Origin of the sequence: Saccharothrix sp. 6-C (assembly GCF_016695385.1) — a bacterium.
Classification (GTDB): Bacteria; Actinomycetota; Actinomycetes; order Mycobacteriales; family Pseudonocardiaceae; genus Actinosynnema; species Actinosynnema texasense.
In genome coordinates this window covers 7,011,934-7,028,780 of sequence record NZ_CP064192.1, presented here as the reverse complement: position 1 = coordinate 7,028,780, position 16,847 = coordinate 7,011,934, and the positions used below count along the sequence as shown (strand labels likewise).

General features: G+C 72.1%; 15 protein-coding genes. 13 read left to right on the top strand and 2 right to left on the bottom strand.

All coding sequences use genetic code 11. The features are described 5' to 3' along the window. Positions 1-12 precede the first annotated feature (12 nt). Positions 13-534 carry a gamma carbonic anhydrase family protein gene (locus IOD16_RS29880; protein ID WP_123745904.1) on the top strand — a complete coding sequence of 174 codons (522 nt, stop codon included), beginning with the start codon at positions 13-15 and terminating at the stop codon, positions 532-534. A gap of 14 nt (positions 535-548) precedes the next feature. Beyond that, positions 549-1,223 carry a uracil-DNA glycosylase gene (locus IOD16_RS29875; protein ID WP_123745905.1) on the top strand — a complete coding sequence of 225 codons (675 nt, stop codon included), beginning with the start codon at positions 549-551 and terminating at the stop codon, positions 1,221-1,223. 99 nt (positions 1,224-1,322) lie between these two features. Here the strand turns inward: IOD16_RS29875 and rpmB are convergent, their stop codons facing one another. Then, on the bottom strand, positions 1,323-1,514 hold the full coding sequence (gene rpmB / locus IOD16_RS29870) for a 50S ribosomal protein L28 (protein WP_033437952.1): 192 nt from the start codon (positions 1,512-1,514) through the stop codon (positions 1,323-1,325). 145 nt (positions 1,515-1,659) lie between these two features. Between rpmB and IOD16_RS29865 the strand changes: the two genes are divergently transcribed. From IOD16_RS29865 to IOD16_RS29855, 3 genes are all read left to right on the top strand, one after another. Further along, on the top strand, positions 1,660-3,252 hold the full coding sequence (locus tag IOD16_RS29865; protein ID WP_201437010.1) for a DAK2 domain-containing protein: 1,593 nt from the start codon (positions 1,660-1,662) through the stop codon (positions 3,250-3,252). A 14-nt stretch (positions 3,253-3,266) separates the two neighbouring features. Further along, positions 3,267-5,486, top strand: coding sequence for an ATP-dependent DNA helicase RecG (recG, locus tag IOD16_RS29860; protein WP_123745907.1), 2,220 nt, complete (start codon positions 3,267-3,269; stop codon positions 5,484-5,486). 79 nt (positions 5,487-5,565) lie between these two features. Next, entirely contained in the window at positions 5,566-6,375 is an 810-nt protein-coding gene (locus tag IOD16_RS29855; protein WP_201437009.1) for a hypothetical protein, read from the top strand. A gap of 21 nt (positions 6,376-6,396) precedes the next feature. Here the strand turns inward: IOD16_RS29855 and IOD16_RS29850 are convergent, their stop codons facing one another. Continuing rightward, a complete protein-coding gene (locus tag IOD16_RS29850) occupies positions 6,397-7,611 on the bottom strand; it encodes a hypothetical protein (RefSeq protein WP_236594466.1) in 1,215 nt (404 codons plus the stop codon). Between the two features lie 469 nt (positions 7,612-8,080). Between IOD16_RS29850 and IOD16_RS29845 the strand changes: the two genes are divergently transcribed. From IOD16_RS29845 to rnc, 8 genes are all read left to right on the top strand, one after another. Then, complete coding sequence (locus tag IOD16_RS29845; protein WP_201437007.1) at positions 8,081-11,458, top strand: pyruvate carboxylase; 3,378 nt, start codon at positions 8,081-8,083, stop codon at positions 11,456-11,458. A gap of 273 nt (positions 11,459-11,731) precedes the next feature. Continuing rightward, positions 11,732-12,823, top strand: coding sequence for an MBL fold metallo-hydrolase (locus IOD16_RS29840; RefSeq protein WP_201437005.1), 1,092 nt, complete (start codon positions 11,732-11,734; stop codon positions 12,821-12,823). Positions 12,824-12,827: 4 nt separating this feature from the next. After that, positions 12,828-13,394 (top strand): 16S rRNA (guanine(966)-N(2))-methyltransferase RsmD, encoded by a 567-nt coding sequence (gene rsmD / locus IOD16_RS29835; protein ID WP_201437004.1) that lies wholly within the window; start codon positions 12,828-12,830, stop codon positions 13,392-13,394. A 54-nt stretch (positions 13,395-13,448) separates the two neighbouring features. Next, positions 13,449-13,931 (top strand): pantetheine-phosphate adenylyltransferase, encoded by a 483-nt coding sequence (coaD, locus tag IOD16_RS29830; RefSeq protein WP_123745913.1) that lies wholly within the window; start codon positions 13,449-13,451, stop codon positions 13,929-13,931. 476 nt (positions 13,932-14,407) lie between these two features. Then, positions 14,408-15,124 carry a DivIVA domain-containing protein gene (locus IOD16_RS29825; protein WP_123745914.1) on the top strand — a complete coding sequence of 239 codons (717 nt, stop codon included), beginning with the start codon at positions 14,408-14,410 and terminating at the stop codon, positions 15,122-15,124. Positions 15,125-15,229: 105 nt separating this feature from the next. After that, on the top strand, positions 15,230-15,817 hold the full coding sequence (locus tag IOD16_RS29820; protein WP_123745915.1) for a YceD family protein: 588 nt from the start codon (positions 15,230-15,232) through the stop codon (positions 15,815-15,817). 2 nt (positions 15,818-15,819) lie between these two features. Next, positions 15,820-16,002, top strand: a complete 183-nt coding sequence (rpmF, locus tag IOD16_RS29815; RefSeq protein ID WP_123745916.1) for a 50S ribosomal protein L32 — start codon at positions 15,820-15,822, stop codon at positions 16,000-16,002. Positions 16,003-16,032: 30 nt separating this feature from the next. Continuing rightward, positions 16,033-16,842 carry a ribonuclease III gene (gene rnc, locus IOD16_RS29810; protein ID WP_201437002.1) on the top strand — a complete coding sequence of 270 codons (810 nt, stop codon included), beginning with the start codon at positions 16,033-16,035 and terminating at the stop codon, positions 16,840-16,842. Positions 16,843-16,847 lie beyond the last annotated feature (5 nt).

Below are 16,847 nucleotides of genomic sequence, written 5' to 3'. Positions count from 1 at the left end.
GGAGGGACCGCGATGGCGATCTACGCGTTGGGCGACTTCGAGCCGGTGATCCACCCGGACGCCTACGTGCACCCCGACGCGACGGTCATCGGCGACGTGCGGATCGGCGCGCACGCCTCGGTGTGGCCGCAGGCCGTGCTGCGCGGCGACTACGGGCGCATCGAGGTCGGCGAGCGGACGTCGATCCAGGACGGCACGGTCGTGCACTGCACGGAGGTCCACCCGACGCTGATCGGCGCGGAGTGCGTGGTCGGGCACAACGTGCACATCGAGGGCGCGACCATCGCCGACCGCTGCCTGATCGCCTCGGGCTCGGTGGTGCTCAACGGCGCCGTGGTGGAGACCGGCGCGATCGTCGGCGCGGGCGCGGTGGTGTCGTTCGAGGGGCACGTGCCCGCCCGGTCGATGGCGCTCGGCGTGCCCGCCCGCGTGCGCGAGGGCTACGTCGTGCCGGACGGCGCGTGGCAGTTCGCCGTGGACAAGTACGTGGACAACATCTTGCTCTACCGCAAGGGACTGCGCCGCCTGGACTGAGATAAGGTCCCGCCGTGGCACGTCCGCTTGAAGAGATCATGGAAGCCGGCTGGGCCGCGGCACTCGCGCCCGTGGCCGATCGCATCGCCGCGATGGGCGAGTTCCTGCGGGCGGAGGTGGCCGCCGGGCGGACCTACCTGCCCGCCGGGGAGAACGTGCTGCGGGCGTTCCAGCAGCCGTTCCACTCCGTGCGGGTGCTGATCGTCGGCCAGGACCCGTACCCGACGCCGGGGCACGCGGTGGGGCTGAGCTTCTCGGTGTCGCCGGAGACCCGGCCCATCCCGAAGAGCCTGGTCAACATCTACACCGAGTACGTGGCCGACCTGGGGCACCCCAAGCCCTCCAACGGCGACCTGACGCCCTGGACCGAGCGCGGCGTGCTGCTGCTCAACCGGGCGTTGACGGTGCAGCCGGGCAAGTCGAACTCCCACCGCAACAAGGGCTGGGAGCCGGTGACCGAGCAGGCGATCAAGGCACTGGCCGAGCGGGACGCGCCGCTGGTCGCGATCCTGTGGGGCAGCCAGGCGCGGGCCCTCAAGCCGCTGCTGGGCGCCGACCGCTGCGTGGAGTCGGTCCACCCGAGCCCGCTGTCCGCGGCCGGCGGCTTCTTCGGCTCGCGGCCGTTCAGCAAGGTCAACGAGCTGCTGGTGAAGCAGGGCGCCGAGCCGATCGACTGGAAGCTGCCCTGAGCGACTGAAGAACACCCAGAACACCGAGAACACCGAGAATGCCGAAAGGCCCCCGGAACCGCGTTCCGGGGGCCTTTCGACGAGCTCAGGCGCGGGTCATCAGCCGCGCACCACCTTGCCCGCCTTCAGGCACGAGGTGCACACGTTCAGCCGCTGCCGCGTCGAAGAGGAAACCTTCGCGCGCACGGTCTGAATGTTCGGGTTCCACCGGCGGTTCGTCTTCCGGTGGGAGTGCGAGACAGAATGGCCGAAGCCCGGCCCCTTGCCACAGACGTCGCACACGGCAGCCACGTCAGCCACTCCTTAAGGTTCCTGATCGGTACTCACGCCCCGGCGGGCGCGCAAGCGTGCACAAGCCTCAGCCGGGCATGGCAACCCCGTCAGGGTAGCCGGTGGCGCGTTCTGCCACCAAACCGGGTCGAATACCCTCGCCGGCATGCAGGCACTCGATGCGGTCGCGGTGCGCCAGTGGGCGGACGCCTGTGTTCGGTCCCTGGACGCCAACCGGGAGGACATCGACCGCAGCAACGTGTTCCCCGTGCCGGACGGCGACACCGGGACCAACCTGCTCCAGACGATGCGCTCGGCGTTGGACGCGCTGCTCAGGACACCCGTCGACACGGTGGGCGCGGCGCTGGGCGCGCTCGCGCGAGGCGCGCTGGCCGGTGCGCGGGGCAACTCCGGGGTGATCCTGTCGCAGGTGCTGCGCGGCCTGGCGGAGGCCGTCCAAGGGGCCTCCACGGCGTCCGGCGCGTCGTTGCGGCGGGCGTTGTGGCGTGCCGACGAACTGGCCACCGCGGCCGTCTCGGAGCCGGTGGCGGGCACGGTGCTGTCCGTGCTGCGCGCGGCGGCCGAGGCGGCTCGCGACAGCGCGTCCGACGACCTGGACGAGGTGATCACGGTCGCGGCGAAGGCGGGCGCGGAGGCGCTGGCCGACACACCGCGCCAGCTGGCCGTGCTGGCGCGGGCCGGGGTGGTGGACGCGGGCGGGCGCGGGCTGGTGGTGCTGCTGGACACGTTGGCGGCGGTGGTCACCGGGCGCGAGGTCGAGGACGCGCCGGTCGTCGCCACGGTGCCGCGCGAGCCGCTGACCACCGCGCGGGAGGCCGGGTCGGCCGAGTTCGAGTACGAGGTCATGTACCTGCTGGACGGCTCGCCGGCCGTGGAAGCGTTGAAGGGCGAGCTGACGGCCGTCGGCGACTGCGTGTCCGTGGTCGGCGACGGCGCCGGGCTGTGGACCGTGCACGTGCACTGCAACGACATCGGCGCGGCCGTCGAGGCGGGCATCCGGGCCGGCCGGCCGCACCGGATCACGGTGACGCGCTTCGCCGACCAGATCGCCGCCCAGGCGCCCCGGTTCGTGCGCGACCGGGCGATCGTCGTGCTGGTCGAGGGCGAGGGCGCGGCCGAGCTGTTCCGGTCCGAGGGCGCGGTGGTGTTCGAGCCCGGCGACGGGGTGACGGCCGCGGACCTGCTGGCCGTGGTGGTGAGCACGCGGGCGCGGCAGGTGACCGTGCTGCCCGGCGACCCGACCTGGCGCGAACCGCTGGACGAGGCCGTCGCGCAAGCCGTCGCCGCGGGTCAGGACGTCGTGGTCGTGCCCACGTTCTCCCCGGTGCAGGCGCTGGCGGCGCTGGCCGTGCACTCGCCGACCCGCCGCGCCGGCGACGACGTGGTCGCGATGGCCGAGGCGGCGGCGGCCACCCGCCGCGGCGAGGTCGCGGTGTCCGACCGGGAGGCGATCACCTGGGTCGGCCGGTGCCGCCCCGGCGACCTGCTGGGCATGGTGGACGGCGAGGTCGTGCTGGTCGAGCCCGACCCGGCCGACGTGGGCGCGCTGGCGTGCCGGCTGGTCGACCGGATGCTCGCCAGCGGCGGCGAGCTGGTCACCGTGCTGTTGGGGCGGGCCGCCCCGGACGGGGTCGAGCGGGTGTTGGAGGATCACCTGCGCGTCGCCCACCCGGAGGTGGAACTGGCCGCTTACCCGGGCGGGCAGCGCGACGCCCTGCTGACTGTCGGTGTCGAGTAGGTGGATGGGCCGGGATGACGACCTTCGACGAGAAGCTGGTGTCGGTGCTCGGCAAGAAGAGCGCCGACGCGCTGGAGGCCGGGCTCGGCCTGACCACCGTCGGCGAGCTGCTGCGCCACTACCCGCGCCGCTACGACGAGCGCGGCAAGCTGACCGAGATCGCCGGGCTGGAGCTGGGCGAGCACGCCACCGTGCAGGCGCGGGTCAAGAGCGCGCGGCAGCGGCGGATGAAGTCGCGCAGCGGCGAGCTGCTGGAGGCCGTGATCACCGACGGCAGCAGCGACCTGCACCTGGTGTTCTTCGGGCGCGGCTCGCGCAAGGTCGAGCGGGAGCTGCTGCCGGGGCGCGAGGCGATGTTCGCGGGCAAGGTCGGCATGTTCAACGGCAAGCTCCAGCTCGCGCACCCCGACTACCAGGTGCTCGACGGCGAGGACGCCGCGGCGGCCGACTTCGCGGGCGCGATGATCCCGGTCTACCCGGCGGCGCAGGGCATCCAGTCGTGGAACGTCTCCAACTGCGTCGAGCAGGTCCTCGCGGTGTGGGACGGGGTGGCGCAGGACCCGCTGCCGGAGTCGTTGCGCGCCGAGCGCGGGCTGATCGGCCTGGAGAAGGCGCTGCGCGACATCCACCGGCCGGACGGCTGGGCCGCGATCACCGTCGCGCAGCAGCGGTTGAAGTGGGACGAGGCGATGGCGGTGCAGCTCACGCTGGCGCAACGCCGCCGTTCGGCGACGGCCCGCCCCGCGCCCGCGTGCCCGCCCCGCGCCGGTCTGGTGCGCGACGCGTTCGAGGCCCGGCTGCCGTTCGAGCTGACGGCGGGGCAGCGCGAGGTCGGCGAGCAGATCGTCCGGGACCTGTCCGGCGAGCACCCGATGAACCGGCTGCTCCAGGGCGAAGTCGGCTCGGGGAAGACCATCGTGGCGCTGCGGGCGATGTTGCAGGTCGTCGACGCCGGGCGGCAGGCGGCGATGCTCGCGCCGACCGAGGTCCTGGCGGCGCAGCACGCGCGGTCGTTGCGGGAGCTGCTCGGCGACCTCGGGCAGGCCGGCGAGCTGGGTGGGGCCGAGCACGCGACCCGGGTGACGCTGCTGACCGGTTCGATGGCCACGGCGGCGCGGAAGCGGGCGCTGCTGGAGATCGTGTCCGGCGAGGCCGGGATCGTGGTCGGCACGCACGCGCTGATCCAGGACAAGGTGGAGTTCGCCGACCTGGGACTGGTCGTGGTGGACGAGCAGCACCGGTTCGGCGTGGAGCAGCGGGCCGCGTTGAGCGGGCGCGCCGGCGGGTCGACGCCGCACGTGCTGGTGATGACGGCCACACCGATCCCGCGCACGGTGGCGATGACGGTGTACGGCGACCTGGAGGTGTCCGCGCTGCGCGAGCTGCCCCAGGGGCGTTCGCCGATCAGCACGTCCGTGGTGCCGGTGGCGGCGAAGCCGGGCTGGCTGGACCGGGCGTGGCAGCGGATCCACGAAGAGGTCCGCAAGGGGCACCAGGCGTACGTGGTGTGCCCGCGGATCGGCGACGGCGACGCGGAGGACGACGGGGAGGCGCCGCCGAAGGAGTCCGCGGCCAAGGGCTCGTCGAAGGGCTCGCCGAAGGACGACGGTTCCGATCGCCGGCCGCCGCTCGCGGTGGTGGACGTGGCGAACCGGCTGGCCGAGGGGCCGTTGCGCGGCCTGCGGATCGACATCCTGCACGGCCGGATGCCGCCGGAGGACAAGGACGCCGTGATGCGGGCGTTCGCGGCGAACGAGGTGCAGGTGCTCGTCGCCACGACCGTCGTCGAGGTCGGCGTGAACGTGCCCAACGCCACCGTCATGGTGATCATGGACGCGGACCGGTTCGGGGTCAGCCAGCTGCACCAGCTGCGCGGCCGGGTCGGGCGGGGCAGCGCGGCGGGCCTGTGCCTGCTGGTCACCGAGATGCCGGACGGCACGTCGACGATGGAGCGGCTGCGGGCCGTGGAGTCCACCCTGGACGGGTTCGAGCTGGCGCAGCTGGACCTGGAGCTGCGGCGGGAGGGCGACATCCTCGGCGCGGCGCAGTCCGGGACGCGGTCGGGGCTGAAGATGCTGTCGCTGCTGCGCGACGAGGACGTGATCGCCGAGGCGCGGGTGGTGGCGCAGGAGGTCGTGGAGGCGGACCCTGAGCTGACCGCGCACCCCGGGCTGGCCGGGCTCGTGGCGGGGCTGCTGGACGACGAGCGGGCGGAGTACCTGGAGAAGGCGTAGCCGACACCTGGTTCCCGGGGAGCGCGGAGGGTCGTGGCCGGGTCACGGGCCTGCGCGGGCGCGCCGGTTACCCTGGCTTGTGCGCCGATTCCTGCTCGCCCTGGTTCCGTTGGTGCTCGTCGCGTGCACGGCCGCGCCCGCCGACGACCGGGCCCCGACCACGTCCTCGCTGCCCAAGGGCGACCTGGCGGTGCTCGCCGACCGCATCGAGCAGCGGCGGGCCGAGCTGGGCACGGCGACCTTCCACACCGAGGGCTTCGCCTCGGACGGGCAGGCCACCGAGGTGCGCAACGTGACCGACGGCGTGCTGCGGCGCGACGGTGACGACGTGACCGGGTCGATGACGATGGACGTGTCGACCGGCGGGCAGCCGAGGAAGATCGCGTTGGTGGTGGTGCGCGACGGCACGTACGTGCAGGTCGAGGGCGCCCCGATGCCCGCGGGCAAGAAGTGGGGCTTCTACCCGGCGGCGAGCGGTGGCGAGGTGGCCGCGCTGCTGCGCGGCTTCGGGCCGAGCGCGGTGCCGGGCGCGGAGCTGGACTACGTGCAGCCCCGGGCGGCGCTGATCGTGGGCAGGTCGGCCGAACAGGTGGACGGGGCGCCGGTGACGCGGTTCGACCTGGTGGTGGACCCGTTGAAGATGGCGAAGGTCATCCAGGACCAGGACATCCAGCTCCAGCACACCGAGCTGGCCGAGTACGGCGTGAAGATCGCCGCGTCGGTGTGGGTGGACGACACGAGCGCGCCGGTGCGCGCCGAGTACCGGTTCGAGCTGGACGGCAAGGTCGTGAAGCAGTCGACGACCCGGTTCCGCGGGTGGGGCGAGCCGGTCGGGATCACCGTGCCGGAGCAGGGTGAGGTCGTGCCGGCCGACCAGCTGCCCCAGTGAGCTGACCGCGGGCAGACCCGGTTACCTGGACTGCCTGGTCTTGGGCACCGGCAGTTGGGTGGTCGGCTGCTCGGAGGGGTCGACGTCCTTGGCCTTGGCGGCGGGCTTGGAGCCGGCCGGTTTGGCGGGCACGGGCTTGGCGGTCGCCGGTTTGGTGGGCGGGTCCGCGTCCGCGGCCGGGCCGGTTGCCGCTTCGGTCGACGTGCCCGCCGCGTGGTCGGCTGCGGGCTGGTCGGTTGCGGTTTCCTCGTCCAGCGGCGTGAGCGTGGCGACCGCGCGGGAGACCGCTTCCTGGGCCGCGGCGAACTGCTCGCTCACCGTGCGGTGCACGCGGTGCAGCTCGGCCAGCTTCCGGTCGGCGGCGGTGGTGCGCCGGTCGGCGTGGGCGTCGGCCTCGGTGATGGTCTTCTTGGCGTGCGCGTCGGCCTCGGTGACGGTCTTCTCGGCCAGCGCGTTGGCCTCGCTGATCGTCTGCTCGGTCTTGGCCAGCGCCTCGGACTCCAGCTCGGCGACCTGCTTCTCGGTCTCCGCGCGCAGCTCGGCGGCCTCGGTCCGAGCGGCTTCGAGCAGCTTCACGGCCTCGGCCTTCGCCTCGACCACGTGCACCTCGTGCTCCTTGCGGAGCTTGGTGCGCAGCTCGTCGTACTCCTTGTCGAGGTCGTCGTGGTAGCCCTTGTACTTCTGCTCCAGCTCGACCCGCTTCGCCTCGAGCTCGGCGGTCTTGGCCTCGAAGTCCGCGGTGAGCTTCTCGCGGTCGGCGCGGGCCTCCGCCATCAACGCCTCGTGCTCGGCGGTCAGCTTGGCCCGCAGCTCCTCGTGCGAGCGCTCCAGCTCGGTGCGGCGCTCGTCGTACTGCCGCTCCAGCTCGGTGGTCCGCTGCTGGTGGGCCGCCTCCAGCTGCCGCCGCCGGTCCTCCAGCTCGCCCATCGCGCGGTGGTGCGCCGCCTTGCCCTCGGCCGCGGCCCGCTCGGCCTCGGCGCGGGTGGCGTTGGCCTGGTCCAGCGCGGCCTTGCGGATGTCGGCGATCTCCTCCTCGGCCAACGTCATCATCACGCGCACGCGCTCGGTGACGTTGGACGCGCTGGAGGGGCTGGCGGCGAGCTTGCCGAGCTGGGACTTGACCTTGTCGAGCTCGGCGCGGGTGGAGGTGAGCAGCTTGCCCAGCTCCGCGGCCTGGGCCGACGCCGCGTCCCGGGCCCGGTTCGAGTTCTTGAGGTCGAACTCGAGCCGCGTCACCCGTTCGTTCACCTGACGCTGGTTGTACCCGCGCAGTACGACGTCGAAATGGGTGCGGGCAGCAGGCTGCCCAGTCCCTTCAGCCCCGGCCATGCGGCCAACCCTACCGAGAAGTCGCCGGCCGTAGTCACCCGATGCAGCGAACGCACCGTAACGAGTCGATGATCCACCGTGTGGGGTGAAGGCGCGATGGCGGTCGGTGCGGTAAAGGGCCGCACCGCGCCTCCGCCGCCGGTCCGTCAATCCGCCGTGCGCGTGGGGGCTGCGCCGGGCGACCTCACAAGGGAGAATCCCGGAGCGTGATCCCAGGTCGCGCCTGCCTTGACCGGGTGAGTGAACGATCACGATGACGTCCGTCACGTGAGATGGAACTCCCGAGGGGCGGGAAGCGCACGGTAGCGTGCCTTGATTCATCGAGTTCCGCCCGCGCTCGGGCGCGACTCGCCGAGTAACCGGGAGGGAACGCCGCATGTTCCGCAAGGTTCTTGTCGCCAACCGCGGCGAGATCGCGATCCGGGCCTTTCGCGCTGCCTACGAGCTTGGCGCCGGCACCGTTGCCGTCTTCCCCCACGAAGACCGCAACTCCCTGCACCGGCTGAAGGCCGACGAGTCCTACGAGATCGGCGAGCCCGGCCACCCCGTCCGGGCCTACCTGTCCGTCGAGGAGATCATCAAGGCGGCGCGCAAGGCGGGCGCCGACGCGGTCTACCCCGGCTACGGCTTCCTGTCCGAGAACCCCGAGCTGGCCAAGGCCTGCGCGGACGCCGGCATCACGTTCGTCGGCCCGCCCTCGGACGTGCTCGAACTGACCGGCAACAAGGCCCGCGCGATCGCCGCGGCCCGCGCGGCCGGCCTGCCGGTGCTCAAGTCCAGCGAGCCGTCGAGCGACATCGACGCCCTGGTCCGGGCCGCCGAGGACATCTCGTTCCCGGTGTTCGTGAAGGCCGTCGCGGGTGGTGGCGGACGCGGCATGCGGCGGGTGGAAGAGCCCGCCCAGCTCAGGGAGTCGCTGGAGGCCGCGTCACGCGAGGCGGAGTCGGCGTTCGGCGACCCGACGGTGTTCCTGGAGCAGGCCGTGGTCGAGCCGCGGCACATCGAGGTGCAGATCCTCGCCGACGGCGAGGGCAACGTGATTCACCTGTTCGAGCGCGACTGCTCGGTGCAGCGCCGTCACCAGAAGGTCATCGAGATCGCGCCCGCGCCGAACCTCGCGCCGGAGCTGCGCGACCGGATCTGCGCCGACGCGGTGAAGTTCGCCCGGCACATCGGCTACCGCAACGCCGGCACCGTCGAGTTCCTGCTCGACCCGCGCGGCAACTACGTCTTCATCGAGATGAACCCCCGCATCCAGGTCGAGCACACGGTCACCGAAGAGGTCACCGACGTGGACCTGGTGCAGTCGCAGATGCGCATCGCGGGCGGCGAGACCCTGGCCGACCTGGGGCTGAGCCAGGAGACCGTGCAGCTGCGCGGCGCGGCGCTGCAGTGCCGCATCACGACGGAAGACCCGGCCAACGGCTTCCGCCCGGACACCGGCATGATCAGCGCCTACCGCTCGCCGGGCGGCTCGGGCATCCGGCTGGACGGCGGCACGACCGGCGCGGGCACGGTCATCGGCGCGCACTTCGACTCGATGCTGGTCAAGCTGACGTGCCGCGGGCGCACGTTCTCCGCCGCGGTGGCCCGCGCGCGGCGCGCGGTGGCCGAGTTCCGCATCCGGGGCGTGTCCACGAACATCCCGTTCATCCAGGCGGTGCTGGACGACCCGGACTTCTACGAGGGCCGGGTCACGACGTCGTTCATCGAGAAGCGACCCCACCTGCTGACCGCGCGGCACTCCGCCGACCGCGGCACGCGCATGCTGACCTACCTGGCCGACGTGACGGTGAACCGGCCGAACGGCCCGCGCCCGTCCGTCGTGGACCCGAAGGTGAAGCTGCCGGCGGTCGACCTGAACGCCGAGCCGCCGGCGGGGTCGAAGCAGAAGCTGGAGGAGCTGGGGCCGGAGGGCTTCGCCCGCTGGCTGCGGGAGGGCAAGGCGCTGGCCGTCACCGACACCACGTTCCGCGACGCGCACCAGTCGTTGCTGGCGACGCGCGTGCGGACGAAGGACCTGCTGGCCATCGCGCCGCACGTGGCACGCATGACGCCGCAGCTGCTGTCGTTGGAGGCGTGGGGCGGCGCGACGTACGACGTGGCGCTCCGGTTCCTGGCCGAGGACCCGTGGGAGCGGCTGGCGGCGCTGCGCGAAGCGGTGCCGAACATCACCCTGCAGATGCTGCTGCGCGGCCGGAACACGGTGGGCTACACGCCCTACCCCGAGGCGGTGACCAGCACGTTCGTCCAGGAAGCGACGAAGACCGGCATCGACATCTTCCGGATCTTCGACGCGCTGAACGACGTGGAGCAGATGCGGCCGGCGATCGAGGCCGTCCGCGAGACCGGCACGGCCGTCGCCGAGGTCTGCCTGTGCTACACCTCGGACCTCTCCAACCCCGACGAGCGGATCTACACGCTCGACTACTACCTGAAGCTGGCCGAGCAGATCGTCGGCGCCGGCGCGCACGTCCTCGCGGTGAAGGACATGGCCGGGCTGCTGCGCCCGCCGGCGGCGGCGCGCCTGGTGACGGCGTTGCGCAAGGAGTTCGACCTGCCGGTGCACCTGCACACGCACGACACGGCGGGCGGGCAGCTCGCGACGTACCTGGCGGCCATCCAGTCCGGGGTCGACGCGGTCGACGGCGCGGTGGCGTCGATGGCGGGCACGACGTCGCAGCCGCCGCTGTCGGCGATCGTCGCGGCCACCGACTACACGGAGCGGTCCACGGGCCTGGACCTGCGGGCGGTGTGCGACCTGGAGCCGTACTGGGAGTCGGTGCGCAAGGTCTACGCGCCGTTCGAGTCGGGCATCCCCGGCCCGACGGGACGCGTGTACTCGCACGAGATCCCCGGTGGGCAGCTGTCGAACCTGCGGACGCAGGCGGTCGCGCTCGGCCTCGGGCAGAAGTTCGAGGAGATCGAGTCCATGTACGCGGCGGCCGACCGGATGCTGGGTCGGCTGGTGAAGGTGACGCCGTCGTCCAAGGTCGTCGGCGACCTGGCGTTGCACCTGGTCGGCGCGGGCGTCTCGCCGAAGGAGTTCGAGGCGGACCCCGGTCGGTTCGACATCCCGGCGTCGGTGATCGGGTTCCTGCACGGTGAGCTGGGCGACCCGCCGGGCGGGTGGCCGGAGCCGTTCCGGAGCAAGGCGTTGCAGGGCCGCGCCGCGCCGAAGGGCGTCGCGGAGCTGACCGAGGACGACGTCAAGGGCCTGGAGGACGACCCGCGGGCGACGCTCAACAGGTTGCTGTTCCCGGCGCCGACGAAGGAGTTCCTCGCGCACCGCGAGGCGTACGGCGACACGAGTGTGCTGGGCAGCAAGGACTTCTTCTACGGGCTCAAGCCGGGGGAGGAGTACCAGGTCGACCTGGAGCCGGGCGTGCGGCTGCTGATCGGGCTGGAAGCCATCGGCGAGGCCGACGAGCGCGGTATCCGCACCGTGATGGCCACGCTGAACGGGCAGTTGCGCCCGATCCAGGTGCGGGACCGGTCGATCGCGGCCGAGGTGCCCGTGGCGGAGAAGGCGGACCGGGGCAACCCGGGGCACGTCGCGGCGCCGTTCGCCGGGGTCGTCACGCCGAGCGTGGAAGAGGACGAACAGGTCGAGGTCGGGCAGACGATCGCGACGATCGAGGCGATGAAGATGGAGGCCGCGATCACCGCGCCCAAGGCCGGGCGGGTCAGGCGGTTGGCCGTGCGCGGGGTGCAGCAGGTCGAGGGTGGGGATCTGCTGATCGTGCTGGAGTGAGGGTCGGGGTCGGGGTCGGGGTTGGGTTGGGGGGAGTACGGCTCGATTTGACATGGGGCCCTTACGGGCACCCCAGGCAGGCCGAAGCCGGGCAGGCATGGCGGGAAGGGCGTCCGCCACGCCTGCCCGGCTTCGTCCAGCCTATGGCGCCCGAACCCATGTCAAATCGGGCCTTGGTGGTGTGTTGTGGGGCGGCTTCGAGGGCTGGTGGTGTTGGTGGACACATAGCGCGGTGGGGGGAACCCCCGGGTTGGGGTTGGCGTTGGTCGGGGCATGAAGAAGGTCGCGGTTGGGTTGCTCGCTCTCACGGCCGGCGCTCTCGCCTGGGCGGCGCGGGACGTGTCGTCGGCGTTGGGCGGGAAGCTCGGCGGGGAGCGGGTGCGGCGGTCGCCTCGGTATCGCGACGGGAAGTTCCACAACGACGCCCGCACGCGGACCATGCCGCCCGACGGCGCGGCCGGGACGGTGCGGGAGATGTTCTTCGGCGGGCAGCAGCGGCGGCCGGTCGGGGAGGTGCCGTTGGTGCCGCCGGTCGTCGGGTCGGCGGACGGGCTGCACATCACCTGGTACGGGCACGCGTCGACGCTGGTCGAGATCGACGGCGCGCGGGTGTTGGTCGACCCCGTGTGGAGCGACCGCGTGTCACCGTCGCAAGTGGTCGGTCCGAAGCGGTTGCACCCGGTGCCGCACGCGTTGCACGAGGTCGGGCGGGTGGACGCGGTGGTGATCTCGCACGACCACTACGACCACCTGGACCTGGCGACGGTGCGCGCGTTGACGGCGGACACGGACGCGGTGTTCGTGGTGCCGCTCGGGATCGGGGCGCACCTGCGCCGGTGGGACGTGCCCGAGCAGCGGATCGTCGAGCTGGACTGGGACGAGTCGCACGAAGTGGCCGGGGTCACGTTGGTGGCCACGGCGGCGCAGCACTTCTCCGGTCGGGGCTTCCAGCGGGACAACACGCTGTGGGCTTCGTGGGTGCTGAAGGGGCCGCGGCACCGCGTCTACTACAGCGGTGACACGGGTTACTTCGACGGTTACCGGACGATCGGTGAAGAGCACGGCCCGTTCGACGCGTCCTTGATCCAGATCGGTGCTTACGGGCCCGGGTGGCCGGACATCCACATGACGCCGGAAGAGGGCGTGGCGGCGCACCGGGACGTGCGGGGCGGCCTGCTGATCCCGGTGCACTGGGCGACCTTCAACCTGGCGTTCCACGACTGGACCGAACCGGTGGACCGGGTGTGGCGGGAAGCGAAGGCGCACGGGGTGCCGTTGGCCGTGCCCAGGCCCGGCGAGCGGGTCGACGTGGGGCAGCCGCCGGAGGTCGACGGGTGGTGGCAGGCACTCGCGGTGGGACGATGACCCGGTGACCAGGATTGTCGCGGGCGCCGCCGGTGGCCGCCGGCTGCGAGTGCCGCCCAGGGGTACCCGACCCACCTCCGACCGGGTGCGGGAGGCGTTGTTCAGCTCGTTGGAGACGTTGGTCGACCTGGACGGCGCGGTGGTGCTGGACCTGTACGCGGGGTCCGGGGCGCTCGGGTTCGAGGCGATGTCCAGGGGCGCGGCGAGGGCCACGTTCGTGGAGTCGGACAAGCGGGCTGCCGAAGTCTTGAAGAGCAACGCCAAGGTGGTCGCGCTGCCCGGCGCCACGGTCGTCAACCGCACCGCGGAGGCCGTGGCGGGCGGTGCGGCGGAGGTCGCCTGTGACGTGGTCTTCGCCGATCCGCCCTACGCGGTGACGGACGAACAGCTCAACCGGCTCCTCGCGTCGCTGGTCACGAACGGTTGGACGAAACCGGGCTCGCTGTTCGTCGTCGAACGGGGCGCGCGCAGCCCTGAACCGATTTGGCCAAGCCCGGTGGAATCCTTGCGCAGCAAGCGATACGGCGACACGGCGCTGCACTGGGCCGAACAGGTTGACGCCTCCGGGTGATGCCGACCACGCACCGGAGTGGACGCGTCCGATCGGGTGCTACCGTCCGAAACCATGACGCGTGCCGTGTGCCCCGGCTCCTACGACCCGGCCACCAACGGACACCTGGACATCATCGGCAGAGCGGCGAAGCTCTTCGACGAAGTCGTCGTCGCCGTGCTCATCAACAAGAACAAGAAGACGTTGTTCTCGGTGGAGGAGCGCACCGAAATGCTGCGCGAGGTCACCGCGCAGTGGCCGAACGTCCGCGTCGACGCCTGGCACGGCCTGCTGGTCGACTACTGCCTGGAGAACGACATCAAGGCCATCGTCAAAGGCCTGCGGGCGGTCAGCGACTACGACTACGAGCTGCAGATGGCGCAGATGAACCACCAGCTCACCGGGGTCGAGACGCTGTTCATGCCGACCAACCCGATCTACAGCTTCCTGGCCAGCTCCCTGGTCAAGGACGTGGCGACCTACGGCGGCGACGTGACGAGCCTGCTGCCCCCCACGATCAAGGACCGGCTCTCCGCCCGGCTCGCCGAGGGTCGCTGACCGTTCACGGTCCGTGAACCGGCTCGTCGCTCGGTGCGGTGACCGTTCACCGGCATGAGCGAGATCACATCGCGCACCGCGAAGGCGCTGCCCTCCCCGAGCGGGCACGGCCACCGCGCCCGCTCGGGCGGTCGCGCCGGTGCGGGCGGCACGCCGCCTGCCGCGAGGTCGGCCTGTCGGCCCGCCCGCCCGGGCCGTCGACACCGTGCGGCCGTATCCGCAGGACAAGTGGACCTTCCACGGCCGCGCAGGCGTGCTCGACCGGCTGCTGCGAGGTGGGCGCGGTCAAGACGACGGGCCTCCGCACGCGTGGCGCGCGGCGGGTCGTGATCGGCGACGCGAGCCCGGACCACCGCGCCGGCCCCGTCCCGGCGGACATCACCCGGTAGCCGGACACGCCCTGCCGATCTCCCGGCGGCGACGAGATCGGCAGGGCACACTAGGACGGGTACTGCTGTGGGCGCGAGGAGTGAGACGTGTACCGGGTGTTCGAGGCCCTCGACGAGCTGGTCACGATCGTCGAGGAAGCGCGTGGCGTGCCGATGACCTCCGGGTGCGTCGTGCCGCGCGGCGACGTGCTCGAACTCCTCGACGACGTGCGCGACGCCATCCCGGCGGAGCTGGACGACGCCCAGGACGTGCTCGACCACCGCGACGAGCTGGTCGGCAAGGCCCAGCACGACGCGGACCAGGCCGTGAGCAAGGCGCGGTCCGACGCCGAGCGGATGGTCTCCGAGGCGCAGCACGAGGCCGAGCGGATGCTGTCCGAGGCGCGGGCGCGGGCCGAGCGGATGGTCGCCGACGCCGAGGACCAGGCGCAGCGCACCGTCTCCGCGGGCCGCCAGGAGTACGAGGACCTGGTGGGCCGGGCGCACGCCGAGGCCGACCGCATGGTCCAGGCGGGCCGGGCCAACTACGAGCGCGCGATCGAGGAGGGCCGGGCGGAGCAGGCGCGCCTGGTCGACGGGACCGAGGTCGTGCAGGCCGCGCACGCCGAGGCCGCCCGGGTGCTGGACGCGGCGCAGACGGAGGCCATCCGGCTGCGCAACGAGTGCGACGCGTACGTGGACGGCAAGCTGGCCGACTTCGAGGACCTGCTCGCGCACACCCTGCGCAGCGTCGGGAAGGGTCGCTCGCACCTGCGCGGCCCGGCCGTCGCGAGCGCCGCCGCGCCGTTCGACTACCACGAATAACCCGACCGGACGACGCTCCGACCAGCCGATTTCACGTGGACGCCCGTTGTCCCGTACCCTTGACCGGCTGGTCGTGGTAAGTCCCCGACGGCAACACCAAACATCATGTCTGAGCATCGTCACGCCTCCGCGCGTCCCACAGCGACCGGGCCCTGGGTCATCGACACCAGGGACCTCGGGCGTCGAGCGGGCTCCAGCCGCGGTGTGCGCCGGACGGTGCCCGCGGAGGGCGTCGGCCTTCTCGGCGTGATCGCGGTGCCGGCGGGGGGCGACGTCGAACTCGACCTCTTGTTGGAGTCGGTGGTCGAAGGCGTGCTCGTGACGGGCACGGCCGCGACGGTGGTCGAAGGGGAGTGCTCGCGCTGCCTGGACCCGCTGTCGGCGGAGGTCGAGGTGGAGCTGACCGAGCTGTACGCCTACCCGGACAGCACCACCGACGAGACCACCGAAGAGGACGAGGTCAGCCGTCTGCACGACGACCTGATCGACCTCGAACCCGTGGTGCGCGACGCCATCGTGCTCGCGTTGCCGCAGGTGCCGCTGTGCTCGCCGGACTGCCTCGGGCTGTGCGTCGACTGCGGCGGCAGGCTGGCTGATCTCGGCCCCGACCACGGGCATGAGACGATTGACCCCCGTTGGGCCGCCTTGCAAGAGCGGTTCGACGGGAATCGTGACAATCCAGAGGAGAACTAGTCGTGGCCGTCCCGAAGCGGAAGATGTCGCGCTCGAACACGCGCTCGCGCCGCGCTCAGTGGAAGACCAGTGCCGTGCACCTGGTGGCGTGCCAGAACCGGGCCTGCCGCCAGCCGAAGCCCCAGCACGTCGCCTGCCCGGCCTGCGGCCAGTACGACGGCCGCCAGGTCGTCCAGCCGGCCTGATCACCTCTCTGGCGAAGGTAGCGGCGAATCGTGGGGGGTAGGTCGTCGCGCGGTCGGTCCGCCGACCGCGCCCCGTTGATCGAAGCGCTCGGCGTCCCGTTGGACGCCGAGCTGCTGACGCTCGCACTCACACACCGGTCGTACGCGTACGAGAACGGTGGTCTGCCGCCCAACGAGCGGCTGGAGTTCCTCGGCGACGCGGTGCTCGGCCTCGTCGTCACCGATCACCTGTACCGCACGCACCCCGACCTGCCCGAGGGGCAGCTCGCCAAGCTCCGCGCGAGCGTGGTCAACATGCACGCCCTCGCGGGCGTCGCGCGGGGTCTCGGCGACGACGGGTTGGGCGGGCACCTGCTGCTCGGTCGCGGCGAGGAGCTGACCGGCGGCAGGGACAAGGCGAGCATCCTCGCGGACGGCCTGGAAGCCGTCATCGGCGCGGTGTACTTGCAGTTCGGCATTGAAACCGCGCGTCAACTCGTTCACCACCTGTTCGACCCGTTGTTGGCGGAAGCGCCGCTGCGGGGTGCTGGACTGGACTGGAAGACGAGTCTTCAGGAGCTGACCGCGTCCGCCGGTCTTGGCGTCCCCGAGTACCGGGTGGACGACCAGGGCCCGGACCACCGCAAGGAGTTCACCGCCACGGTGCTCGTCGGTGGTCAGGCCTACGGGACCGGGGACGGGCGCACGAAGAAGGAAGCCGAGCAGAAGGCGGCCGAGGCCGCCTACCGCGTGTTGCACGAACGGGTTCGCGCCGAGGAGACCGGCGCGTCCGGGAACGGCCACGCGTCCGGCTCGGCCACGCAGGCTTCACCCCAGGCTTCACCTACTCAGGAAGACTGACGCCG